A 24,308-nucleotide genomic window follows, 5' to 3' on the forward strand; every position below is an offset into this window, starting at 1 on the left:
GCCAGCGTTCATCGCTGGGACCTCACCAGGAAAACAATCGGCAGCGGCTGACCGGCCCCCTGTTCCATTCCTACATTCGGCACAGACGCTGCCGCCGCAGATGGAAGGACTCTCCCCCGAGGCCGGTGCCAACTCCGGTGGCCAGTGCCCCTTCCTGCACGGCACCCTCCGGGGCAGCACGGCCGGGGCCCGCTCCAACCGCGACTGGTGGCCGCGGCAGCTGAACCTGGCGGTGCTGCATCAGCACGCGCCCCTGTCGGATCCGATGGGCGGCGGCTTCGACTACGCCGCGGCGTTCCGCACGATCGACCTGGAGGCCCTGCGCCAGGACCTGTTCACGCTGATGACCACCTCCCAGGACTGGTGGCCGGCCGACTACGGCCACTACGGGCCGTTCTTCGTGCGCATGGCCTGGCACAGCGCCGGCACGTACCGCATCCACGACGGCCGCGGCGGCGCCGGCTCCGGCACCCAGCGCTTCGCGCCCCTCAACAGCTGGCCCGACAACGGCAACCTGGACAAGGCCCGGCGCCTGCTCTGGCCGATCAAGCAGAAGTACGGCAGCGCCCTCTCGTGGGCCGACCTGATCATCTTCGCGGGCAACTGCGCCATCGAATCGATGGGCCTCCCCACCCTGGGCTTCGCCGGGGGCCGGCAGGACGTCTGGGAGCCGCCGATCGACATCGACTGGGGCCCGGAGACCGAATGGCTGGGGGACAAGCGCTACAGCGGCGACCGCGAGCTGGAGGACCCGCTCGGCGCCGTCCAGATGGGGCTGATCTACGTCAACCCCGAGGGACCCAACGGCCAGCCCGATCCCCTCGCCGCCGCCCGGGACATCCGCGAGACCTTCGCCCGCATGGCGATGGACGACGAGGAGACCGTCGCCCTGATCGCCGGGGGCCACACCTTCGGCAAGTGCCACGGCGCCGGCGATCCCGACCTGGTGGGGCCGGAGCCCGAGGCGGCCGGCCTGGAGGAGCAGGGCCTGGGCTGGCGCAACCGCTTCGGCAGCGGCAAAGGCGACGACACGACCACCAGCGGCCTGGAGGGCGCCTGGACCGCCAACCCCGTGCAGTGGGACAGCGGCTACTTCGACAACCTGTTCGGCTACGAGTGGGCGCTGGAGAAGAGTCCGGCCGGGGCCTGGCAGTGGCGACCCACCGATCCGGCGGCGGCGAGCACCGTGCCCGATGCCCACGATCCGTCGAAGCGGCACGCGCCGATGATGGCCACCACCGACCTCTCGCTTCGGGTCGATCCGGCCTACCTGGAGATCTCCCGGCGCTTCCATGCCCACCCCGAGCAGCTGGGGGAGGCCTTCCGCCGGGCCTGGTTCAAGCTCGTTCACCGCGACATGGGTCCCCGCTGCCGCTACCTGGGACCCCTGGTGCCGGCGGAGGTGATGCTCTGGCAAGACCCGATCCCGACCGTCGACCATCCGCTGGTCGACGCCCACGACATCGCCGCTCTCAAGGGCCGGATCCTGGAAGCGGGCCTACCCATCTCCCAGCTGGTGGCCACGGCCTGGGCGGCGGCCGCCAGCTTCCGCGGCTCCGACAAGCGCGGCGGTGCCAACGGTGGACGGCTGCGCCTCTCCCCCCAGAAGGACTGGGAGGTGAACCAGCCCGCCAAGCTGGCCCGGGCGCTGGAGGCCTTCGAGGCGATCCGCCAGGACTTCAACAGCTCCCAGCACGACGGCAAGCGGATCTCCCTGGCCGATCTGATCGTGCTGGGGGGAGCCGCCGCCGTGGAGGAGGCGGCCCGGCGGGGCGGCCATGCCCTGGCGGTGCCCTTCACCCCCGGGCGCATGGATGCCTCCCAGGAGCAGACGGATGGGGCCTCCTTCGCCGTGCTTGAGCCGAAGGCCGACGGCTTCCGCAACTACCTGCGGCCGGGCCTGCCGGCCTCCGCCGAGGAGCTGCTGGTGGATCGGGCCCAGCTGCTGACCCTCACCGCCCCCGAGATGACGGCGCTGGTGGGGGCCCTGCGGGTGCTGGAGGCCAACCACGGCAAGTCACGGCATGGGGTGTTCACCGATCGCCCCGAGACCCTCAGCAACGACTTCTTCGTCAACCTGCTCGACATGGGCACCACCTGGACGGCGACCAGCGAGGCCGAGGACAGCTTCGAGGGCCGCGACAGGGAAACGGGCGACCTCCGGTGGACCGCCACCCGCGTCGACCTGATCTTCGGCTCCAACGCCCAGCTGCGGGCGATCGCCGAGGTGTACGCCGCCGCCGACGGCGGGGCGCGTTTCGTGGCCGCCTTCGTGGCGGCCTGGAGCAAGGTGATGGACCTGGACCGGTTCGAGCTGGGGTGAACGACGCTCCGCCCGGTGGAACTCGACGTAAAACCGCAGCCCGGTGCAACTGGGTGGGCGCCACGATGCCGGGCCCATACACCGGCTTTGGTGCTGTGCTGCGCCCGCAGACCCGCCGGCACACTGTCGGCGTCGAAGGTGGGCGTGCGTTGGTGGGGCGTCAGGCCGCCGGGCAGATCAGCGTGCATGGGGTGGAATCTCTATCGGGCGAGAGGGCATGGGGGTCGTCAGAATCGAAGGCAACTGTCATCGCCCTCCCCTCCATGCCCAAGGTTGAGATCTACACCTGGCGCTTCTGCCCGTTCTGCATCCGGGCCAAGCAACTGCTCGACCGCAAGGGCGTAACCTACGAGGAATACGTCATCGATGGCGACGAGGACGCCCGCGACGCCATGGTGGCCCGGGGCAGCGATGGCCGCCGCTCGGTGCCCCAGGTCTTCATTGACGACGCCCATGTGGGGGGGTGCGACGACCTCCACACCCTGGAGCGCCAGGGACGGCTGGAGGCGCTGCTGGCCGGCGCCAGCTAGGAGGCGGCGCCGCCCTTCCATTCCGCCAGCTCCACGGTGATGCCCTCCGGACCGCGGAGAAACACCAGCTTGCGGTGATGAAAGTCCATGACCGCGTTGCGGAGCGCGCCACCCCCGGCCTGCAGCCGGGCAACTGTGGCCTCCAGGTCGTCAACGGCAAAGCAGATGTGGTTGAACCCCACCCGGGCCAGGTTCTCTATGGCCGGATCAGGGAGAGGTTCCGGGTGGCGGTAGTGCAGCAGCTGCACCTCCAGCCACGGACTGGCCACGGCCAGCACAAGCGTCAGGTGGTCCGCCACGTGGTCCCTCACCACGATTGTGACGTGGTCAGAAGCCGGATCATGGGCGCTGCTGGGATTCGATACAGAGAGAAGATCTATACAGCCACAGAAGCAGCCAAGATAGAGCAGAGTTTACTGGACTAAACTTGTCAAACTCAGAGGCATAGGCATGGGAGTGCGGAGACGCAGGATCTATTCATAAGTGAGACCAAAGACCGTATCCGCCATCCAGCGGCGGAACGACTCGTTGTCCATGAACTGCTTGAAGAGCTCCATGTCATCCTTGAGCACATCCGTCATCACGCGCATCAATGCCATGTCGTGTTCGATCCTTGCATTCTGTTTGTCGGAGTATTGGCGGGCATTCTGGTAGGCGGGGTCCGCGGAAACGCGCCTGGGGATGTCTTCGGTGATCAGGCGGTTGACTCGATCCTCGTCGGTCCACTCGATGTTGCCGAACTGATCATTGAACACCTTGAGGATGTTCGAGAGGCGATCCAACTCCGGCCCATGGTTACCGCCACCACCGCCAGGTGGCACTGGCTGAATTTCCGCGTCCTCATCGGCAAGCTGAATCCTGACGGCCGCCTGCTTCTCCACGCGGTAACTGTCCATATCGATCGCTTCCAGGATTCCTGCTGAGAGGTCTTCCTCAATCGGAGCCGGCAGCTTGGAGATGAGGAAGTTCAACAGGATCGAGAGCTTCTCCCAATCGGCGTTGGTGTAGGGGAGAATCGATGAGAGGAAGCCGTAGGTGCGAGTGAAGGCCTTGGCCTTGCCCTTGAAGGCCACCTGGCCATCTTCGTCAAGCTGCTCCCGGTAGACCGCCACGCAGGCATCGAGGATGGAATCGAGAGAATCGCGATCAGCGCCGCCCAGATACAGCTCCACCAGGTCGTCGACCTGCTGCAGATCGTAGACCTGATAACCATCGAGGGTGCCCTTAAGGTTGTGAAGCTTGTCGGGGTCAGTTTCGTCGGCGAGGATGGTGGTGCGATGGTAATCCGCGAAAGCCTGCTGAATGGTGTCGACGTCGTTCATGAAGTCGAGCACGAAGACGTCATGCTTTTTGGGGTGGGCGCGGTTCAGCCTTGACAGGGTTTGCACCGCCTTGATGCCCGACAGCACTTTGTCGACATACATCGTGTGCAGCAGGGGTTCGTCGTAGCCGGTCTGGAATTTGTCGGCACAGATCAGAAAGCGATAGGGATCTTCCTGGATCTTGTCGGCAATCTGGCTCGATGGAAACCCGTTGAGGGAGGCTTCGGTAACTTTGCTACCACCGTACTCGTGCTCCCCGGAGAAGGCGACGATGGGCAGGTATTGACTCTTGCGTTCGGACAGGTAGGAGCGGAAAGCATGGAAATACTGGATCGCCCGTTCGATGCCGCTGGTCACCAGCATGGATCGGGCCTCGCCGCCAATCTTTCTTAGGGAAAGCACCTGCTCGTGGAAGTGATCCACCATGATTTCCGCCTTGAGCTGGATCGCATGCTCATGGCTCTCCACGTAGCGGCGGAGCTTCTTCTTGGCGCGCTTGCTGTCGAACTCGGGATCACTCTCCACCTTTTTGATGAGCTTGTAGTAGCTCTCCACCGGTGTGTAGTGGCGCAGCACATCGAGGATGAAGCCCTCCTGAATGGCCTGCTTCATCGTGTAGCTGTGGAACGGAAGGTGCCGCACGGTTCCATCGGCCTGGGGGTCGGGAAGCCCGAAGATCTCCAGGGTCTTGTTCTTGGGTGTGGCCGTGAAGGCGAAGTAGCTGGCATTGGGCAGCAGCTGCTTGGCCTCCATCAGCCGGTTGATCTTGTCTTCCGTGGTTTCCTCCTCTTCTTCCACCCCTGTACTGGAGAGGGCCAGGGAGAGGGCCGCCGAAGTACGCCCGCCCTGGCTGGAATGGGCTTCGTCGATCACGATGGCAAAGCGGCGGCCGCGCTGCTCATTGCCGATTTCGTCAAGAATGAACGGAAACTTCTGAACCGTGGTGATGATGATTTTCTTGCCTTCGGCGATGAACTTGCGTAGGTCTTCTGAGCGTTCGGCATGGCCTACCGTGGCGCCCACCTGGGCGAACTGTTTGATGGTGCCCTTGATCTGCTGATCAAGGATGCGGCGGTCGGTGACCACCAGGATCGAATCGAACACGGCGGTGTTGTTGCGCTCAAGGCCGATCAGCTGGTGGGCCAACCAGGCGATCGAGTTGCTCTTGCCGCTACCGGCGGAGTGCTGGATCAGATAGCGGCGGCCGGCGCCGTTCTCAGCGGCATCAGCGAGCAGTCGACGCACCACCTCGAGCTGGTGGAAGCGGGGCCAGATCTGCACCGCCTTCTTCCTGCCGGTCTTCTCGTCGTTGGTCTCCACCACCTGGGCGTAGTTCTCAAGGATGTCGGTGAGCCCCTCGCGGGTGAGGATCTGCTTCCAGAGGTAGGCCGTCTTGAGGCCCTCCGGGTTCGGGGGGTTGCCGGCGCCGTCGTTCCAACCCTTGTTGAAGGGCAGGAACCAGGAGGCTTTGCCTTTGAGCTGGGTGCAGAAGCGCACCTCATGGTCGTCCACGGCGAAATGGGCCACGCAGCGGCCGAATTCGAACAGCTTCTCGCGCGGGTCGCGGTCGAGCTGATATTGCTTCACGGCGTCAGCAACCGTCTGCTTGGTGAGGCTGTTCTTGAGTTCAAAGGTGGCCACCGGTAAGCCATTGATGAACAGGCCCAGATCCAGAGCTCGCTGGGTTTCATCGCGGCTGTAGCGGAGCTGGCGGGACACGCTGAAGCGGTTGGCGGCGAAGCGCTCGATCGCTTTGGGGTTCCCTGGTGAAGGCGTGCCGCAGAAGAGATCGAGGTGATGGGGCCCGTGCTTGAGGCCGTGGCGGAGCACGTCGATGCTGCCGCGCCGGGAGATCTCCCCCTGCAGTCGCGCCAGGAACTTGCGGCGGGTGGGACCATCGACCTCCAGCGCCAGGGAATCGAGGGCATCGGGCTGGGTGGCCATCAGGAAGCCGCGCAGCTGAACGAGATCGATGCAGTAGTCGCGGTCGTAATGGGTGGGATCTCCCAGCAGCCAACCGGTGCCACCAGCCACCGGCACGCTGGTTTCGGTGGCCACGTGGGCGGGCACGAGCACATCGGTGCGTCCGGTCATCGCCCGCAGGATCAGGGCCTCCAGGCCCTTTTCGCTGGTGTCGGTGCTCATGAGGGCGCCTCGATCACGTACCCGTCACGTAGAGATGATGCGGCAAAAGGCTTGCAGCGCCGGGGATTCCGGACTGCGGAGGGGACCCGGGCACCTCTCCTGATCAAGTACCCATCAAGTGGCAGGGTCATGGCTGCCTGTTGGGGCAACACTCAGGCTTAACTGCCCATCAGGTGTAGCTGGCTCCTCCAGCGCTTGCACCCAGCCTGCCTGCGCCAGGACGCTGCTGGCGAGCTCAATCTGTCGTGGTGAAAACTGACGTTTGCGAGCATTCCAGGCATGGGTTTGATGCACGAGATCAGCCATCGTCTGAGGATTCTCACGGGTATGCAGCCAATGAACTGTGGCCAGAAGTTCTAGGCCAAAGGAGCTTTCGAAGCCCGCCACGAGATCAGCAACTCGTTGGAAGCGAGCCTGGGTGGCGGGATGATCCGCGAGGTAGTGCATCGCCTTCTCGCCAGCATCATCGAGGATGGTGAGAGGCTTCTCGGGAGTATCGCCCCCATCGCCATAGCCCTTGATGAAGTAGCCCTCGATGGCATTCAGGACATGCCGGAGGTTCTCGGCATAGGGGCCGTAAGGCGCTGCCTTGTAAATGAGCTTTAGTGGTTCTTCGGCTTCCTGGAGGAAATACATGAGCTTGTGCACTTCCAGCAAGGACACGAAAGGATCCAGCAGTCCGCAGAGATAACGGTGCATCAGGCCAACCAAAGCTGCACGGCCTGGCGTCATCTGAGGAGCCTTGTGGGCCTTCACGCTTGGCTGGCTGCTTGGTTCTGAAATCGGCTCGAAGAGATAGACCTTCACATGCCCTAGGCCCTGAAAAGCGTCCTGGATGCGAGCCTTGACCAACGACCAAGGGAGGCCGCCAAGACCACAGCCAAGCGGAGGAACGGCAATACTGGTGATCTTCAGATCCGCCACGACTCGAACCAGATCAACAAGGCCCGCATCGATGTCTTCCAACCGGCTTTTTCCTTTCCAGTGGCGTTTTGTTGGGAAGTTAATGATATATAGAGGGCCCTGAAGTTGATTAGTATTGGTGATGAACATTCTGCCAGGCCTGACTTCGTAGCGCTTGCAAGCCTTGGCATATTCCTTGTAGTTCTCCGGGTACCGATTCTTGAACTGCAGGGCAATGCCGCGGCCCATGACGCCGACGCAGTTCACCGTATTGACGAGGGCTTCAGCCGTCGACTCAAGAATGTCGCCACGGGCGGGCTGGATCATGGCTCGTGACCTCCCACTCAATAGTACCAAGAAGATTGTATTTCAACAGGGGGCCGATGTCCACTGGTGGAAAGGAAAGTCTCAACATGCTCTCGAGTGCGTTGATTCTGAACACCGATCCGTTCAACCAAGTGCCAGGCCACTTGCTCTTCCACAAGAAATTCAGATTGCTTGTGTTCTCTGATCGCAGGCTGGTTCCATTGCCTTGCCTGAATGGCTTGCCAATTCAACTCTCTCAGGTAATCCAGTGAACCAGAATCTTCGAAATAGCGCGAGCCGGCATTGCCGTTCGTGATGGCCCAACGCCTGTTCCGCCCATCTGCCCAGTTGGCGACCGTCTGCAGATCGAACTCGAGGTGAACGACGGGACCTTGCCCGCCGGCGTAAGAAAGATTGGGATGATTGCGCTTGTAAATCAGGAACAGCATGATGGAGCGCGAACAGTAATAGAAGGGAACACACTCTCCGACATGAAGACCTGGATGACTGGCGAGGGTGAGATCCTCTAGGCGCCGACGTTTGATATCGTCCATTCCGATCACCGTGCCGCCTGGATCGCGCCGGCTGATGATGGCATCCGAATACAGGAAGCCATCGATAATCACCGAGGGCAACCGATCCACGTGGAGGATGTGATAGATCTTGGGATCGGCTGGAGGGGGCATGGATGATCACACATCTGCATCATCGTTCAGATCGATCTCATCTTCTCCATTTTCCAGCTCTTCATTGGCATCATCAACTACAGGGTCTTCCACCATCACTTCCTCTGGTAACTGTGCTGCCGCCTCGCGGACATCAAGCTTGCCGGTAACCACATCGGCGATCAGGCGGGTTCGATATTCGCCCAGGAGGACGATTTCCCTATAGGTAACCTCTAGTGACATTGATACAGCATTGGTCTGCCGTGCAATGGCATCAATGATTGCCTGCTGTTCATTAAGTGGCGGCAGGAGAATCGGGAAGGTGCGCAACGTTGTGCTGTTTGTCGCCGCAAGGTTCGTAGTTTGCTTTGCAGTCAACTGGAAAAAAGTACGACCATGCTCTGATGCCATCAGGCCTTCGAGAAACTCAGGAAGCAGTAGAGACCTATTGCAGCGGACAGCAAACACATGGTTCTGGTGCAGGCAAACAGGAATCTCGGCGTGCCAAACGCAGCCTCGACCAAGTTTGTCGATATCCCCTCCCTCAGTCATAAGGACATCACCTGGACGAAGCATTGCCCCTGCGGCCTCGCGTTCCGGCACATCAATGTGCTTAACGTGCCTCAAGTCAACTCGTCCGACTTGGACGTTTGCGACTCGAAGGTAAGGATAGGAAATAGTTAGCGATCCAAGGTATACCTTGCCCAGGGTCAAGCCAGTCTGGACGCCGGCTACATCCTTAAGCTTCCTCACATCCCAATGCTCCGGCACATCCCCTAACCACTCAACGCCGGAGGGCTTTAGGCGCACGTTGGGATCAAGGCCGCGGGTGACGGTGCGATGAATGATGGCCTGCTTCTGCTCCTCCAGCAGATTGATCAGCTTCTGCTTGGCGCGTATGTAGCGGCGGATTTTGCGGTCGGCGTGGTCGAGGAACCGGACGATGGCGGCTTGTTCGGGGAGAGGGGGGCAGATGATTGGAATCCGAAGGAACTCGTCTGGTTACAATCGCAATCGGGAAGAGTTGATGCCTGTCGAGCGACACATGTACTCCGACTTGTAGACGTCAATTCGAAGAAGTCTGTCAAGATATTCGGGATTCAGCTCATCGGATCGTTGAGGCCGATAGATGCCGTAGGCAGGGCTGACGAGACCCACTTGTCGAGCTATGCCAAGAGCCCCCATGAATGCCCACATTGTATTGATGGCGATATCGCCTGGTCGGCAGATTTTGTAGCCAATGGTTGATTCCGCGAGGAACATCGTGACGTTCTGTTTGCGAGGCGTTACTCCAGTCTTGTGAGAGACAGAAAGCAGCTCCTCCTTGCCTGTTTCGGAACGATCATCCGCTTCACGATAGAAGTACTTGGCTCGCCTCTCAGTCCAATGCTCCGGCACCTCCCCCAAGCAAGGCACGCCAGTGTCCTTCATCGCGGGATAGGGCTTGAGACCGTCAATCACGGGCTCACCTCTACCGGTCCAAACTGCCAGCCACGGCGCAGGGCATGGTCCCGCAGCCGCTTGGCGATGGATTTACGCACCCCGTTGCTCTTGCCCGTGAAATCGATGGACACATGCTCAGGGTCTGGCACTCCATCAGGAATGACCCCGAGGCCTTCACCTTCACATTCACCGACCAGAACTCCAAGGACACCCACCGACTGCCGGACGCGTTCCACGGTGTAACGATGCCAGGCCAGTTCTGCGGCAATCCGGCTGCCATCATCGAAGGAAAGGAGGCCCTGATCCTTCGGCGTGGGTCGAAACGCTTGGCTACCTGGGTGGCCCCCCTCAACAAACGAGGGGTGGATCTGACGCCACAAGGGTGATTCTGGATTCACGGAGTCGGCTCTCCATCGCCATCCTCGGGTCTCGTACTTGTCTTGGAGATCACCCGCGCCATCATGCGCCCGAGAGCTTCGAGGGCCTCCGTGTCATCGAAATCGATGGTCTTCTCCTCAGTCTCCCCGGTATCCAGATCCATCGCGTGCCACTCGACATGCCCGGTGACTTCATCGAACTCGATTGACACATCAAGCCGCCCGATGAGCCATTCCGCTTCCACGCCACCCTCAGGTGTTGGATAAAGACGGGGAAGCTGTGCTTCGTCCTTCAGATGTTCGTTGAACCAGGTGCCTACCCGCGCGAGCAGATCCTGACTCAAAACAACCCCCTGACCATCAAGCCAGCCATCACGGAGTTTCTTAAAGTTCTCCAGCTGAACACTTGGGTCTAAGGGATCCAGCAGCTCAATGGCTGTGACCTCATCGACGCGCTGTAGTTGCTGAGAACGGTCGAAACTACCCACACCGCTTACGCGGAGCCAACTCACCCCGAACTCACCAACGCGCACTTCGCTCAGCTCTTCAAGCTGTTGATCCGTCACCGTTGCGGCAACCGACCGGCCGTCCACAAACTCGATCGTGATGCTGTGCTCCTTGGGGCGCACATCCCCGAGCTTCACAACAAGCTCTACTTCATCGGTAAGTATCTGAACACCCGGCCGAGTGAGCAACAGACGCCGCCGCAGCTCTTTTGTGAATTGGACGGTGGTGCCTTCGCGGCGAACGAGATCAATGGCTTCCCCATCGTGCAGACCACGACCAAACTTCTCAACGTATGGCCAGACTCCAGCCGGTAAAGGGGTCGATGATCCCTGAGAGGAATCCTGTGCATGGGCGATTGCATCGACGAATCGATCGCGTGCTGAACGAGCTGCTTGAGCACGAGAATTCAATCCAGGCAGAAGATCTTCCTCGATGACCATGCCGATCTGAGCAACGTAACTGCCCTCGCGCGAACCCAAAAGGTGCATTGTTAGGCCCTCGCTGAACCCGCGCGGTGTGCGCCTACGATTCGGATTGGACTGCCGAAACTCGTCCTTGGCAATCTCCAAGATGATTCCCTGAAGCGCCTCCAAGTCCTTCAACAGCGAGAGCGGCAGCGTGTTCGCACGGAAACGCTCCCCTGTGAAGCGAGGTTCGAGCAGGATCTCAGTGTTCATGCGGCCCCTCCGACAATCTCGCCCAGCAGCCCCTCCGTCTCCTTCTCCAGCGCCAGGATGTCTGCCCGTATCTCCTGCAGCGTCCTCAGCGGCTTGGGCTTGTAGAAGTAACGCGTGAAGCTCACCTCATAGCCTGTCTTCACGCTGCCAGGGTCATACCAGGCCTCGGGGGAATAGGGCAACACCTCGCGGGCAAGGAAGGCATCGATGCCGCCCTCCTCCAGCAGTGGCACCTGTTCGGTGTCCCGCAGTTCGGGGTCCGGCTCGTACTGCACCACCCGTTGGCCCTCCTCCAGCTCCACCGAGAAGAACCCCCTCTGGGGATCGGCCGCCTGCTTTCCCGGCTTGAACACCTTGGTGATCACAGGTGCCGCCGACTCCTCACGTTCCCCCAGATGGGACAGCAGCAGCTTGGCTTTCTTAGCCGTCCAGCGCAGACCCTGGCCTTTGGCCACCCGTTCCGTCAACTCCAGCCACTGGTTGGCATCCATGTGGGGGCCATCCCCCATCACCTCATCCACGGCCTCCACCACGTTCTCCAGACCACCCTCACCCGCTATCACGGCTTCCTCAGCCAGCGTCGCCAGATGCTCGGCATCGCTGTGGATGGCCAGCCGCAACGGCCGCTCCACCGTGACCTTCCAATAGCCGAAGGCTTGGTTTGGAAAGATCTTGCTCTCTTCCGTTTCCTCGAACGCCAGAAAGGTGTCAACGATGCGCTGGATGTCGGCTTCGGAGAGTTCGCAGTTCTTCTTGCCGAGATTTTTGCGCAGGGGCTTGAACCAGGCTGTGGCGTCAATCAACTGCACACGCCCCTGACGATGGGCGGGCTTACGGTTGCTGAGCACCCAGATGTAGGTGGCGATTCCTGTGTTGTAGAACATATTCAGCGGCAGGGCCACAATCGCCTCCAGCCAGTCGTTCTCGATGATCCAGCGACGGATGTTGCTCTCACCCTGCCCTGCATCCCCGGTGAACAGCGAGCTGCCGTTGTGAACCTCGGCGATGCGGCTGCCCAGAGCCGTGCCGCTCTTCATCTTGCTGATCAGGTTGGCGAGGAACAGCATCTGTCCGTCGCTGGAGCGCGTGATCAGCGAAAACTCCGGATCGCCGCCGTGCTCAATCAGAAAGCGGGCATCCTTGATGCCGCCCTTGCCGCCCATCCGCTCCAGATCCCCCTTCCAGCTCTTGCCGTAGGGCGGGTTGGAAAGCATGAAATCGAACTCCCGAGCTGGGAAGGCGTCGTTGGCGAGGGTCGAGTGCTCAGGCCCGCCCACGATGTTGTCGGCGCCGTCGCCCTCGCCCTTCAGCAGCAGATCGGCCTTGCAGATGGCGTAGGTTTCGGCGTTGATCTCCTGTCCGTAGAGGTGGCTGGCCACCTCCTTGCCCTGGTCGGCGGCCAGCTCCTTGAGTTCCTCTTCCGCCACGGTGAGCATGCCGCCGGTGCCGCAGGCGCCGTCGTAGAGCAGGTAGGTGCCGGATTCGATCTCAGAAGCGATCGGCACGAAGATCAGCTTGGCCATCAGCTTCACGGCATCACGCGGGGTCCAGTGCTCGCCGGCCTCCTCGTTGTTCTCCTCGTTGAAGCGGCGCACCAGCTCCTCAAACACCGTGCCCATGCCGTGGTTGTCGAGGCCGGTGGGGCTGAGGTTGATATCCGGCGAGAGGAACTTGCCGATCAGGGTGCCGAGGGCATCGGCCTTCGACAAGCGCGGGATCTGGTTGCGGAACTCGAAATTCTCCAGGATGTCCTGCACGTTGGGCGAGAAACCATCCAGATAGGCCTCAAAGTCGGCCTTGAGCTTCTGCTGGCCGGCGCGGGAAGTGAGATCGCGCAGGGTGAATTTGGAGGTGTTGTAGAAGGCCTGGCCGGCTGCCTGCCTCAGGGCCGGGTCCTGATGGACGATCTCGGCGGCATCGAGGGAAGCCTTCAGATCCAGCACCGCCTGCTTGGTGGGCTCCAGCACCGCATCCAACCGACGCAGCACCGTCATCGGCAGGATCACGTCGCGGTACTTGCCGCGCACGTACAGATCCCGGAGCACGTCGTCGGCAATGCCCCAGATGAAGTTGGCGATCCAGTTGAGCTGGCCCTGTTCCATGGCAGACCGTTGGAGCCAGTGGGCCGACGCGCTCGCCCAAGGATGCCTCAACGGCAGTGGGGTTAGGTGGCCTGGATGGCAAAAGTGCGCCCGAAGCCAGGGAAGCTGGCGCATTGGGTAAACCCCGCTACCTGCCCCCCACCCAGGGAGCCCAGCGGCCAGAGTGAGGGGCAACTCCGGCCGGCCCCATGAGCGACGACGCCAGCCCCGCCGATGCCGCCACACCCGGCCAGGGCGGCGGCTGGCCCCTGATCGACGGCTGGGCCAAGGCCACCCTCAGTCCCCGGGGCCCGAAGCTCTGGCAGACCCTCAACCACAAGAGCGCCTGCCTCTCCTGCGCCTGGGGCACCGGCGGCCAGCACGGCGGCTTCGTCGACGAGCTGGGGGAGCCGCTGCAGCGCTGCCTCAAGAGCGTCGAGGCGATCATGGCCGAGCTGCAGCCGGCGGTGAGCGAGGGGGTGTTCGGCACCCGCAGCCTGGCTGAACTCCAGCAGCTCTCCTCGATGGAGGCCGACCGCCTCGGCCGCCTCAGCCACCCCATGCTGCTGCGTGACGGCCGCAGCCACTACGAGCGCATCGGCTGGGACGACGTGTTCGCGATCGCCGAGGCCGCCTTCCGGCGCCCGCCGGAGCGGGTGGCCTCCTACAGCTCGGGCCGCTCCTCCAACGAGGCCGCCTACCTGCTGCAGCTGCTGCTGCGGGCCATGGGCTCCAACAACCTGGCCGACTGCTCCGACCTCTGCCATGCCCCCTCCACCGTGGGGCTCAATGCCGTCTTCGGCTCTGGCACCTCGATGGTGAGCCTGGAGAGCCTGCAGCAGGCCGACTGCGTGGTGCTGGTGGGCTCCAACGCCCCGGCCAACCATCCGCGGCTGATGAACGAGCTGATCAAGCTGCGCCAGCGGGGCGGCACGGTGCTCGTGATCAACCCGGTGATCGAGGTGGGGCTGCTGAAGTTCGGCTCGCCGGCCTTCCCGATCCGATCGATGCTGCAGGGTTCGGCGATCGCCTCCCTGTTCCTGCAGCCCATTCCGGGCAGCGACACGGCCGTGTTCCTGGGGCTGCAGAAAGCCCTGCTGGAGGCCGGCGCCGTGAAGCGCGACTTCCTGGCCGCCCATGCCGAAGGCTGGCAGGCGCTGCTGGAGCAGCTGCAGGCCACCGCCTGGGAGGCGATCACCGCCAGCTGCGGCCTGAGCCGCCAGGAGCTGGAGCACGCGGCCGCCGTGATCGCCGCGGCCCGCGGCGTGGTGTTCGCCTGGGCGATGGGGATCACCCACCATGCCAACGGCATCGACAACGTGCAGGCGATCGCCAACACCGCCCTGCTCAGCGGCAACGTCGGCCGCCCGGGGGCGGGAACCATGCCGATCCGGGGCCACTCCAACGTGCAGGGCTTCGGCTCGATGGGGGTCACCGTCAAGCTGCAGGCGGAGATGCAGGAGGCCCTGGAGCAGCTGCTGGGCCGGCCCCTGAGCCGGGTGCCCGGCTACGACACCCGCGCCCTGATCGCGGCCGCCGATGCCGGCCACGTCGACAGCCTGCTGTGCCTGGGGGGCAACCTCTGGGGCGCCAACCCCGACAGCGGCGAGGCGAAGCGGGCCTTGGGCCGCATCGACACGATCCTGTACCTGGCCACCAAGCCCAACCAGGGCCATTTCCACGGCCTGGCGGCCCGCCAGACCCTGGTGCTGCCGGTGTTCAACCGCTTCGAGACCCCCCACCGCACCACCACCGAATCGGGCAACAACTACGTGCGCCTCAACGAACCGGGCTCCACCCACCTGCGCCACGCCGACCTGATCAGTGAGGTGACGTTCCTGGCCGAACTGGCCCGGCGGCTGATGGGCACGGATCCGATCGACTGGGGGCAGCTGCAGGATCCGTCCTACGTGCGGGACCTGATCGGCCGCACCGTGCCCGGCTACGGCCCGATCGCCCGCATCGATGCCACCCGGCAGGAGTTCAACGTCGAAGGGCGTCTGTTCGACACCCCGCGTTTTCCCACCCCCAGCGGCCGGGCCCGGATGGCGCCCACCCCCCTGCCGGAGCTGTCGCTGCCGGAGGCGGAGCACTTCGGCGGCCTCGAGCCCGGGGAAACCGGCCTGGTGCTGGCCCTGATCACGGCCCGCAGCTACGGCCAGCACAACACCGTCGTCTACAAGGCCGGCGACAGCTACCGGGGCATGCCCCACCGCCACACGATCCTGATGAACCGGGCCGACCTGCGCCGCTGCGGCCTGGCGGCCCACCAGCGGGTGACGGTGCAGGGGGAGGCGGGCGCGCTGGACGGCGTCGAGATCATCCCCGGCGAGATCCGCGAGGGGGCGGCGCTGATGTTCTACCCGGAGGTGAACGTGATCATGAAGGCCGTCATCGATCCCGGCTGCGGCACGCCGGCCTTCAAGCGGGTGCCGGTGCTGGTGCGGGGGCCAATGCCGGTGGTCAGGGAGACGGGCTAAGGGCGGGGAACTCGCCGCCGGCCCTCAGCAGGACGTCGATTTCCTCACTGGGAACGGCGCGGGAGAACAGGAAGCCCTGGCCGTACTCGCAGCCCAGGCCGTTGAGAACTGCCAGCTCCCGCTCGGAACTGATGCCCTCGGCGATCACGGTCAGGCCCAGCCCCTTGCTGAGGCTAATGATCGTTTCAACAATTCTCAGATTGCGACTGGATTCCTCGAGCTGGCTCACGAAGGATCGATCGGTCTTGAGGTTGTCGAGCTCAAAACGGTGCAGGTAATAGAGGGAGGAGTACCCCGTACCGAAGTCGTCGATGCTGATCTGAACCTTCCGCTGACGAATCTGCTGCAACAACAGCGTGGCCGCCTCGGAATCATCCATCACGGTCGTTTCGGTGATTTCCAGCTTCAGAGTGGCGGGATCCACCCCCGTGTCCGCCAGCACAGCATCGATGTCATCGAGGAGCGTGGCGCTAGCGAACTGGCGAGACGAAAGATTCACACTCATCGTGAGCCCAGGCCAGCCGCGCTCTTGCCAGCGGCTCAGCTGCAGGCACGCCTGATGAAGAATCGCGCGTCCAACAGGCACCACCAGGCTGGAATCCTCCAGGCCAGGGAGGAAGGCATCGGGCATCACCAGGCCGCGCGAGGGATGCCGCCAGCGAACCAGCGCTTCGAATCCCACGATCCGCCGGGAGCACAGCTGCACAATCGGCTGGTAGTAATTGATGAATTCCCCACAATCCAGAGCCTTCTGCAGGTCATTCTCGAGGATCAGTCGATCACGGGTGGCGAAGTGGAGAGCACGGTCGAACGTCTCAGCGCCATTCTTACCTCGCCGTTTCGCCAGATACATGGCCGCGTCAGCCGCCTGGAGAATCGTTTCCGGCGACGAGATGGTCTGCATGCCCAGGGCGATGCCGATGGACATCGTCACAGGGATCTTGATCGTGCCGATACAGAAAGGAGCAAGGAGAGCTTCGCGGATCGATTCCACCCAGCTGGCGATTGCCGTCGCATCGGGGGCCTCGAAGAGCAGAAAACAGAATTCATCCTCTCCCATGCGGGCCAGCAGATCGCCGGGGCGGAGCTGGTCCTGAAGTCGCTGGGCGATCGCCTTGAGCAACTGGTCGCCGACGGCATGACCGAAGGCCCCATTCACCCGCTTGAAGTCGTCGCAGTCGAGGTAAGCGACGGTCAACTGGGGGTTGGCAGTCCGGCAGGCCGTCGCGAGCGACGCCGACAGAGAGGCTCTGCTGGGAAGGCCGGTGAGCTGGTCTTCGTACAGCAGGCGCTTCAGTTGCGCGGTGCGTTCGTCCACCAGAGCCTCAAGCCGGGTGTTGAACGCCTCAAGTTCCAGGTACTGCTGGCGGATGCGCAGCATCGACCGGGTGCGTGCCACCAGCTCCACCCGGTTGATCGGCTTGCTGATGAAGTCGTCGGCGCCGGCATCCAGACAACGGGCCAGATCCTGCTTCGTGGCCAGGGCGGTGACCATGATGATCGGCACGGCGGACCATTCCGGCATGGCCCTGAGACGGCGGCAGAGCTCCAGGCCATCGATGCCAGGCATCATGACGTCGAGAAAAATCAGATCAGGCCGGGTGAAGGCGAGACCGTCGATGGCGGTCTGGCCTCCATTGGCATAATGAAACTCGAAGGTATGACCAGATGCCAGTTCGCTGTGGGGGGAACTCAGCAAGGCTTCAATCACATCAAAATTAGAGGGCTGGTCGTCAACGACCAGAAGTGATTTGACGTTCATCAACATGCCGACTCGGATGACAGAAGTTCTTCGATCATCAGCACAAGCTTCCGTAGGACAACCGGCTTGCTGACATAGCGATCGGCCCCTGCCTCCAGGCAACGCTCGCAATCGTCATCCATGGCCAGGGCCGTAAGGGCGATGATCGGCAGGGAGGCCAGAATGGATGTGGCGCGGATGTTCCGCATGGCTTCCAATCCATCCATCACTGGCATCTGGATGTCCATGAGGATCATGTCAGGGGCCGCGCTCGTCGCCATGTCAACGGCCTCCACGCCGTTTCTGGCGATCACCACCCGATACCCCTTGGCCACCAGATAACTGGACACCGTTGTGATGTTCGCCTCATTGTCTTCCGCCAGCAGAATCAGGGGGGCGGAGCCCCTGGGGGGGCTCAGACCATCGCCCTCGCTCGACTCCGGGGTGTCGATGCTGCCGTTGGCGCTGGTGGTGACCAAGTGCGGCAAAGGCAGTTCGACATCGAACGTGCTGCCGGCTCCAAGGGCACTGGACATGGCGACGTGCCCCCCATGCAGCTCGACGATGCGCTTCACCAGCGCCAGTCCGAGACCTGTACCGACGCATTGACGGTTGTGGGCGCTGTCGATCTGAACGAAAGGCTGAAACAACTTGGGTTGGTCTTCAGGAGCGATGCCGATACCCGTGTCGACGACGGAAAGACGCAAAGTCCCATCAAGGGAGGAACGACCGGAAGCCCGTTGAGCGCCGCGCAGAAGGGAAGCCTCAAGACTCACCGTGCCACCGGAATGCGTGAACTTGACAGCATTGCTGAGCAAGTTGATCAGGACCTGGCGCATACGCCGCTCGTCGATCATGAGCTCGGGCAGCGCCTCTTCCATGCTGATCGACACCTGGATCCCCTTCTCGGAGGCTTGCTGCCTGATGAACGCCAAGCTCGACTGGCATAGTTGAGCAATACTGGTTGGAGCGTAGCTGAGCTCCAGACGACCAGCCTCATACTTGGAAAGGTCAAGGATATCGTTGATCAGCTCGAGCAGGTAGGTGGCACTGATATGTACATTTGAAAGGGCTTTGGCCTGGGGCTGATTGATCACACCAAACACGTCATCCTGCAATCCCTCCACCATCCCTAGGATCACGTTGAGAGGGGTTCGCAGCTCATGGCTCATATTGGCGAGAAACTCGTCCTTAAGCAACGTGGCCCGCTGCAACTCAGCATTGGTCAATGCCAGTTCGCTATTGCTCTCCGTCAGCTGTGCCTGGGCGATCTGCCTTTCCGTGAGCTCCTGCTGGAGTTGCGTGAACAGGTCGCTCTGGTTGATGGCCAGGGTGAGTTGATTGGCAATCTGTTGCAGCATCTGAGCCTCCGCTGGCTTCCAGGACCTCACGGATTTGCAGGCATGGGCAACGAGCACACCCCAAAGCTTCCGTTTACGATTCGGCGCAATCCAACGGCTATCAGCAGTGGAGCAAGTGTCAGCCAGAATGGGCGCCACGATCTTTGATTTGATCTGACCGGCAACGGAGTACTCCATCAGACACTCCGTCCAGCGATCATTCATCACATCGCCAACGATCCGAGGATCCCCTTTCAAGTAGTTGTCGAGAATCTCCTGATCCCATATCTCATCTTCCCAGCTCATGCCGATGAGGCTTGGAAGATCTTGATCCACTGATTCGCTGATAATCTGGCTGGAGCCATCGGGATGCAGCCGGAAGACGATGACACGTTCACACTGAAGAATCGCTCTTGCCTGGGAGGAAACGATGCCAAGGATGTCGTCGAGATTCAGGGTTTCGCGGATGCGGTTGGCGATCATGCCGAGCGCTTCCTGCTGGCGGAGCTGCTGGGCAAAGCGCTGCTCTGTCTGCTGCCGCACTTCCAACTCCTTCTGCACCTGCTCGTAGAGCAGGACCTGCTGGGTGGCGATGGCGAGTTGGCTGGCCATCTGCTGGGCCAGATCAATGTCACTGGGCAACCATTCACGGGCATGGCTGCACTGGTGGATGCAGAGCAATCCCCACAGCAGGTCGCCCGGCACCAACGGAATCACCAGATTGGCACGCACAAGAAACTGCGAAAGAATATCTCGGTGACAGTCTTCCAGGCGATCTTTCTGAATATCTGAAGAGACAAAGAAGCGGCCCTTGGCATAGAGGCTCGCAAAGTTTTCCCCAAAGCAATGGTCGTGAACGTTCGCCTTAAGTGCTGCCGGATAAGCCGGCAGGACAGACTCCGCAACGAAGCTCCCATCGTTGAAGCCTGAGCCGTCATGGAACTGGAAGACGCCCACACGATCGGCGCCCAGCATGCCTCTGATCTCATCGCAGGCGGTGTCGAAAATCGTCTGCAGGTCGAGGGACTGGCGGATTCGCTGGGTCCCCTCACGCAGCAGGCCGTCGCGCTGAGCCTGTTGCCGAACGATCGGCTCGGATTTGCGTCGTTCGCCGATATCCCTGAACAGGGCCTGGTTGATCACATGGTTACCCACCTGAAGCTGCGAACAGGTGATGTCAACCGGAATGATCTGGCCGCTGCTGTTCTGGATAGATGTATCGAGCAACTGGTAGGTTTGCCTATCGGCCAGGCTACTGAAGGCGGCTCTGGTCCGCTCCTGCTCTTCGCTGGGATGGAGTTGCGAGACATCCATCTGGATGAGCTGCTCCTTGCTGAGGCCCATCAGTTCCTCGGCGCGGCGGTTCACCTCCACCAGGTGGCCTTCGGTATCGGCCAGGAAAATCGCATCACTGGCCCCTTCCATCAGAGCGCGGTAGCGCGCCTCCCGCTCCAGAAGCATCCGTTCTGATCGTTTTCGATCCGTGATATCCCGGAAAATGCCCCAAGAGGCGACCGCCACGCCCCCTTCCTGCCGGCAGTTAACGCTGCCCTCCACGATCACCTCCTGCCTGTCCTTGGTAAGGAAGGTCAGCTCGATAGGGGCAAGATCGAGCACGGAGCCCGCTCGCATCGCTTCGATCAGCTGACGACAGTGAGGAACATTGTCGGGGTGAATCACGTCATAGAGCGTGAGGGCGCCCAGCTCCGCCTGTTCGTAGCCAAGCAACCGCAGCCAGGCCCGGTTCACAAACTCATAGTGCGCATCCTCGAGCCGCACACTCTGGATCAGATCATTGGTGTTGTTGAACAGATCCTGGAACCTGGCCTCCTCATTTTGTAACTGGAGCGTCCTTTCCCTTAGCAAATCCTCCAGTTCAGCGTTGAGATGCAGGGTTCTTTCGAGAATGTCATGGATGCCGATCGAGCCCCGGATCTGGCTGCTCAGCTCGACGAGAGCCCGGTGGGCCTGGAGCGCGCGAGGGGGCAGCGAGGCACCGTCCTGCTCGCCATCCCCAACCCCTGGCCCGGTTCCTGCCACGGTTGCTTCCAGGCTCCCGGCCCTGTCCGCCAGCGCCGTGGCGGGCGGCTGGCTGGCCCGCAACATCTTGTCGAGGTGAAGGAGGCCGAGCAACGCGCCCTCGTCATCCACCACGGGCAGATAGCGGGGCCCCCAGCGCCGCAGGTCCCGCAGGCGCTCCACCAGTCCAGGGCGTTCCCGCTCCGAGAGGCACAGCACCGGCTGGATCATCACCTCGGCCATGGTCTGGGCGTGCAGGGACGGGGCTGTGGCCGCCAGCGCCACCAGATCGATGCTGCTGAAACTGCCCAGCACCCGCTGCTTCTGGTCCATCACCACCACGCAGCTGGCCCGGGCGTGCTGATGCAGGCTGTCCTGGTCGGGGAAGTCGCTGGGCTGACCCCGAGGAGCGAGGGCTTCGGCCATCAGGCCCGCGGCCTCTGCCACCGAGGTGGTCGGCGCGACCACCAAGGGATTGACGACGATCGACGCCTTCAGAAAGAAGACAAATTGATCGGTTCCACCATCAGGGAACGGCGGGGTCAACTTCGTCACTTCTGAACAACGAACCTGCCAAGACAACCGCATGTCAACCCCCAAGGTAAGCCATTTCCGCCTGGGGCCGTAGAGGCGCTCCCACCCCCTCACCGGGGCGAATCATCTGCCGCTCCTCGCTGTAGCGGTCGCGGCGCTGCAGCCAGAGGCGGCGCAGCGCCTCCTCCAGGCCGGCGGCATCGGCGCAGGGCCGCAGCCAGGGCTTGAGGTCGGTGCCGTCGGCGGCGAACAAGCAGCTGTAGGCCACCCCGTCGGCGGTGATCCGCAGCCGGTTGCAGTCGCCGCAGAAAGGCGCCGTGATCGAGGCCACCACCGCCAGGTGGCCGCCCCCATCCCGGTAGCGCCAGCGGCCGGCGGTGCCGTGGGGCGCCCGTCCCACCGGCTCCAGCGGCCAGGCCGCCCCGATGCGGGCCACCATCTCGGCCGCCGGCAGCACCTGCTCCGGCACCCAGCCGTTGCGGTTGCCCACATCCATGAACTCGATCAGCCGCAACTCCAGCCCCTGCTCCCGGGCCAGCTCCGCCAGGGGCAGCAGCTGGTCGGCATTGCCCGAGCGGGTGACCACCGCGTTCAGCTTCAGGGCGCCGCGGGCCGGATCGAAGCCCGCCTCCCTGGCGTGGCCGATCGCCGCCAGCACCTTCTCCAGCACGGCCGCGCCGGCGGCCGCGCCCCCCAGGCCGGCCATGCGCGCCACGCTGGCCCCGTCGGTGCCATCGAGGCTGAGGGTGATCCGGTCGAGCCCCGCCGCCTTCAGCTGCCGGGCCCGCTCGGCCCCCAGCAGCACCCCGTTGCTGGTGAGGGCGATCTCCCGCAGGGCGCCGCGGGGATCGCCGGGATCGCGCCGCCGCAGCGGCTGCAGGGCGGCGATCAGCTCCTCCAGGCGCCGGTGCAGCAGCGGTTCGCCGCCGGTGAGGCGCAGGGTGTGCACCCCCAGGCCCGCGGTCGCCTCCACCAGCGCCAGCCGTTCCGGCAGGGTCAGCAAGTCGGGCGGGTCCTCCAGATCCGGGCAGCAGTAGGGACAGGCCAGGTTGCAGCGGGCCGTGAGCGACAGCCGCAGCACCCCCAGGGGCCGGCCATGCAGATCCAGGGGGCTCTCCGCCATGGCAGGCAAGCTAGGGCCACAGACCGGTGGCGTCGTCGGGCCGGTTGGCGTTGCGCAGGCCCGCGGCCGGCAAGGCCGCCGGCACCACCTCCTCTCCCGCCAGCCAGTCCTGCAGCCGCCGGCCACCACCCGCCGTGAAGGCGCGCAGCCGGCGGCGAAGGCCGGGATGGGCCGGATAGACCCCCAGCAGCGGCTGCAGCCGCCGGCCGTCGTAGGCCAGATGGATGGCGGCGGGACCAGTGGCGACCGGAGCGGCGGCGGCCCCCACCAGGGCCTCGAGGGTGGCGACCTCCAGCCAGGGCATGTCCACCGGGCAGAGCAGCAGATCCTCATCGGGGTAGCGATGCATCAACCGGTCGAGGGCCAGCAGCGGCCCCTCCCGGGGCGGCTGCTCCTCCAGGACCGTGATCGGCTGGCCCAGCCCGTCCCGCAGGGGCCGCGCCAGGGCGTGGTGGCTCCGGTGGTGGCTGAGCAGGGTGATCGGCAGCGGCAGCGCCGCCAGCTGGGCCAGGCTGAACTCCAGCCAGGTGCCCCCGGCGGGATGGGGCAGCAGGGCCTTGTCCGTGCCCATGCGGCGGCTGGCGCCGCCGCTGAGCAGGCAGGCCCGCAGGCCGTTCATGTCAGCAGGCCGAATTCCGCCAGGGCCCGCGGCAGGTTGCGGTGCTCGTGGCCAGAATGGCTGAGCTTCACCAGGGCAAAGCGCTGCAGCTCGTCAAGCTCCCCCCAGGCGTGGGGGGGCAGGGTCAGCCCCAGCTGGCGGCAGGAGGCGAGCAGCACCTGGGGGGGGGCGTCGTCCCGCTGCCAGGGCGCTCCGCAGGCAGGCTCCAGCCGACCGGCGACACCGGCGGCCATGGCGGCGGTGCGCTGGCCGAGCCAGTGGTCCAGTTCCGCCAGGGCAGCGGGGTCGTCCGGCCAGGCCAGCAGCTGCTGCCGTTCCGGATCACTGAGGTCGCTCCAGTGGCTCAGCTTCAACTTGACGCCCATCAGATCCAGCTTGCGCCGCACCGCCATCGGGATGCAGCGCAGGTCGCCGACGAAGTCGGCTTCGAAGCCGAAACAATGGTCGTGGCGGCCCATGGGCCCGGGGCGCAGGAGGCTCACCCTAGGCAGCACCACCACTGGAACTGGCCCAACGCCCGCGGGCTTTCGTAGCCGATCTCACCGTGGGACCCCACCAGGATTAGGTTCACTGAACAGACCGCAGAGGCTTCTGACGAAGTCGCTCCCATGACCGCCACCGTCCCGTCGAGAGACGAGCTGCAGGATCACCGGCCCTCGGGGGCCGGCCAGGGTCCCCGGCCCGCTCCGATGTTCGAGTTGATCCCCTACGAGAAGTTCCGCGACACCCCCTCGGTGCGGTTCTTCGACATCACCGTGCCCACCTCGAACAAGCGGGATCTGGTGGTCCACTCGGGCCCGGCGGTCAGTCCGCCGGATTGTCAGGAGTCCGGCAGCTGGCAGTTCTATCTCCATCCCCACCAGGAGGACAATCTGCTCGCCATGCATGGCGGCCGCACCTTCTTCCTGGTCAACCTGGGCTGGAACTATCCGTATCACATCGTCCGCCTCGACTGCGGCGGCGACATCCTGCGCATTCCCCCCGGCACGTTCCACCGCTCCGTCTCCGATCCCGACGGCTCCCTGGTGCTCAACCAGGCCGTGCGCGAGGAGGGCGCCAGCGTGGTGCGCGAGTTCCGGGTCTACAACAGCCACCGTATCCCCCGGCTGTTCGCCGTGACCTCCAAGACTGCCCCCCTGCCCAAGCTCCACGGGGTGAGCTGGTAGGGGAAGG

The 24,308-nt window shown here is 63.4% G+C and carries 18 protein-coding genes and 1 pseudogene; 6 read left to right on the top strand and 13 right to left on the bottom strand.

Features of this window, described 5'->3' with window-relative positions; genetic code table 11:
• The first annotated feature begins 100 nt into the window (after nucleotides 1-100).
• Complete coding sequence (katG, locus tag KBZ12_RS10315) at nucleotides 101-2,323, top strand: catalase/peroxidase HPI (RefSeq protein ID WP_254957864.1); 2,223 nt, start codon at nucleotides 101-103, stop codon at nucleotides 2,321-2,323.
• 104 nt (nucleotides 2,324-2,427) lie between these two features.
• Here katG and KBZ12_RS18670 read toward each other — a convergent pair.
• Nucleotides 2,428-2,511, bottom strand: a pseudogene (locus tag KBZ12_RS18670) (hypothetical protein); the annotation flags it as partial.
• A 75-nt stretch (nucleotides 2,512-2,586) separates the two neighbouring features.
• On the opposite strand from KBZ12_RS18670, the gene grxC reads away from it, so the two are divergent.
• Nucleotides 2,587-2,853, top strand: a complete 267-nt coding sequence (gene grxC / locus KBZ12_RS10320; protein ID WP_254957866.1) for a glutaredoxin 3 — start codon at nucleotides 2,587-2,589, stop codon at nucleotides 2,851-2,853.
• Here the strand turns inward: grxC and KBZ12_RS10325 are convergent.
• From KBZ12_RS10325 to KBZ12_RS10345, 5 genes are all read right to left on the bottom strand, one after another.
• Entirely contained in the window at nucleotides 2,850-3,263 is a 414-nt protein-coding gene (locus KBZ12_RS10325) for a VOC family protein (RefSeq protein ID WP_261359983.1), read from the bottom strand. The two genes, grxC and KBZ12_RS10325, sit on opposite strands and share 4 nt — an antisense overlap.
• A 63-nt stretch (nucleotides 3,264-3,326) precedes the next feature.
• A complete protein-coding gene (locus KBZ12_RS10330) occupies nucleotides 3,327-6,320 on the bottom strand; it encodes a type I restriction endonuclease subunit R (protein WP_254957867.1) in 2,994 nt (997 codons plus the stop codon).
• Between the two features lie 114 nt (nucleotides 6,321-6,434).
• Nucleotides 6,435-7,550 carry a macro domain-containing protein gene (locus tag KBZ12_RS10335; protein ID WP_254957868.1) on the bottom strand — a complete coding sequence of 372 codons (1,116 nt, stop codon included), beginning with the start codon at nucleotides 7,548-7,550 and terminating at the stop codon, nucleotides 6,435-6,437.
• Between the two features lie 17 nt (nucleotides 7,551-7,567).
• Nucleotides 7,568-8,215: a DUF4433 domain-containing protein gene (locus KBZ12_RS10340; RefSeq protein ID WP_254957869.1), complete on the bottom strand. Its 648-nt coding sequence runs from the start codon at nucleotides 8,213-8,215 to the stop codon at nucleotides 7,568-7,570.
• A gap of 6 nt (nucleotides 8,216-8,221) precedes the next feature.
• Nucleotides 8,222-8,908: a hypothetical protein gene (locus KBZ12_RS10345; protein WP_396101014.1), complete on the bottom strand. Its 687-nt coding sequence runs from the start codon at nucleotides 8,906-8,908 to the stop codon at nucleotides 8,222-8,224.
• A gap of 126 nt (nucleotides 8,909-9,034) precedes the next feature.
• On the opposite strand from KBZ12_RS10345, the gene KBZ12_RS10350 reads away from it, so the two are divergent.
• Nucleotides 9,035-9,442 (top strand): hypothetical protein, encoded by a 408-nt coding sequence (locus tag KBZ12_RS10350; protein ID WP_254957870.1) that lies wholly within the window; start codon nucleotides 9,035-9,037, stop codon nucleotides 9,440-9,442.
• 257 nt (nucleotides 9,443-9,699) lie between these two features.
• Complete coding sequence (locus tag KBZ12_RS10355; RefSeq protein ID WP_254957871.1) at nucleotides 9,700-10,023, top strand: hypothetical protein; 324 nt, start codon at nucleotides 9,700-9,702, stop codon at nucleotides 10,021-10,023.
• 8 nt (nucleotides 10,024-10,031) lie between these two features.
• On the opposite strand, the gene KBZ12_RS10360 is transcribed toward KBZ12_RS10355, so the two are convergent.
• Together KBZ12_RS10360 and KBZ12_RS10365 are read right to left on the bottom strand one after the other, a co-directional pair.
• Entirely contained in the window at nucleotides 10,032-11,198 is a 1,167-nt protein-coding gene (locus KBZ12_RS10360) for a hypothetical protein (protein WP_254957872.1), read from the bottom strand.
• Nucleotides 11,195-13,300, bottom strand: a complete 2,106-nt coding sequence (locus KBZ12_RS10365) for a class I SAM-dependent DNA methyltransferase (protein WP_254957873.1) — start codon at nucleotides 13,298-13,300, stop codon at nucleotides 11,195-11,197. The genes KBZ12_RS10360 and KBZ12_RS10365 overlap by 4 nt, the downstream gene beginning before the upstream one ends.
• 188 nt (nucleotides 13,301-13,488) lie before the next feature.
• Here KBZ12_RS10365 and KBZ12_RS10370 point away from each other — a divergent pair, with 188 nt between their 5' ends.
• The gene (locus KBZ12_RS10370; RefSeq protein ID WP_254957874.1) at nucleotides 13,489-15,759 is read left to right on the top strand and encodes an FdhF/YdeP family oxidoreductase; all 2,271 of its coding nucleotides are present in this window, start codon (nucleotides 13,489-13,491) and stop codon (nucleotides 15,757-15,759) included.
• On the opposite strand, the gene KBZ12_RS10375 is transcribed toward KBZ12_RS10370, so the two are convergent.
• Genes KBZ12_RS10375 through KBZ12_RS10395 form a run of 5 tightly spaced genes read right to left on the bottom strand, consistent with a single transcriptional unit; the run spans nucleotide 15,743 to nucleotide 23,593 of the window.
• Nucleotides 15,743-17,521, bottom strand: a complete 1,779-nt coding sequence (locus KBZ12_RS10375; RefSeq protein WP_254957875.1) for an EAL domain-containing protein — start codon at nucleotides 17,519-17,521, stop codon at nucleotides 15,743-15,745. The genes KBZ12_RS10370 and KBZ12_RS10375 overlap by 17 nt on opposite strands.
• Nucleotides 17,521-21,405: a PAS domain S-box protein gene (locus KBZ12_RS10380; protein WP_254957876.1), complete on the bottom strand. Its 3,885-nt coding sequence runs from the start codon at nucleotides 21,403-21,405 to the stop codon at nucleotides 17,521-17,523. Before KBZ12_RS10380 ends, KBZ12_RS10375 begins: the two co-directional genes overlap by 1 nt.
• A 43-nt stretch (nucleotides 21,406-21,448) precedes the next feature.
• Nucleotides 21,449-22,516: a GTP 3',8-cyclase MoaA gene (locus KBZ12_RS10385; RefSeq protein WP_254957877.1), complete on the bottom strand. Its 1,068-nt coding sequence runs from the start codon at nucleotides 22,514-22,516 to the stop codon at nucleotides 21,449-21,451.
• A 10-nt stretch (nucleotides 22,517-22,526) separates the two neighbouring features.
• On the bottom strand, nucleotides 22,527-23,135 hold the full coding sequence (locus KBZ12_RS10390; RefSeq protein ID WP_254957878.1) for a molybdenum cofactor guanylyltransferase: 609 nt from the start codon (nucleotides 23,133-23,135) through the stop codon (nucleotides 22,527-22,529).
• Entirely contained in the window at nucleotides 23,132-23,593 is a 462-nt protein-coding gene (locus tag KBZ12_RS10395; RefSeq protein ID WP_254957879.1) for a nitrate reductase associated protein, read from the bottom strand. Before KBZ12_RS10395 ends, KBZ12_RS10390 begins: the two co-directional genes overlap by 4 nt.
• 231 nt (nucleotides 23,594-23,824) lie before the next feature.
• Between KBZ12_RS10395 and KBZ12_RS10400 the strand changes: the two genes are divergently transcribed.
• The gene (locus tag KBZ12_RS10400; protein WP_254957943.1) at nucleotides 23,825-24,301 is read left to right on the top strand and encodes a redox protein; all 477 of its coding nucleotides are present in this window, start codon (nucleotides 23,825-23,827) and stop codon (nucleotides 24,299-24,301) included.
• The last annotated feature ends 7 nt before the right edge of the window (nucleotides 24,302-24,308 follow it).

This window comes from Cyanobium sp. Cruz CV13-4-11 (assembly GCF_024346055.1).
Taxonomy (GTDB): Bacteria; Cyanobacteriota; Cyanobacteriia; order PCC-6307; family Cyanobiaceae; genus Cyanobium.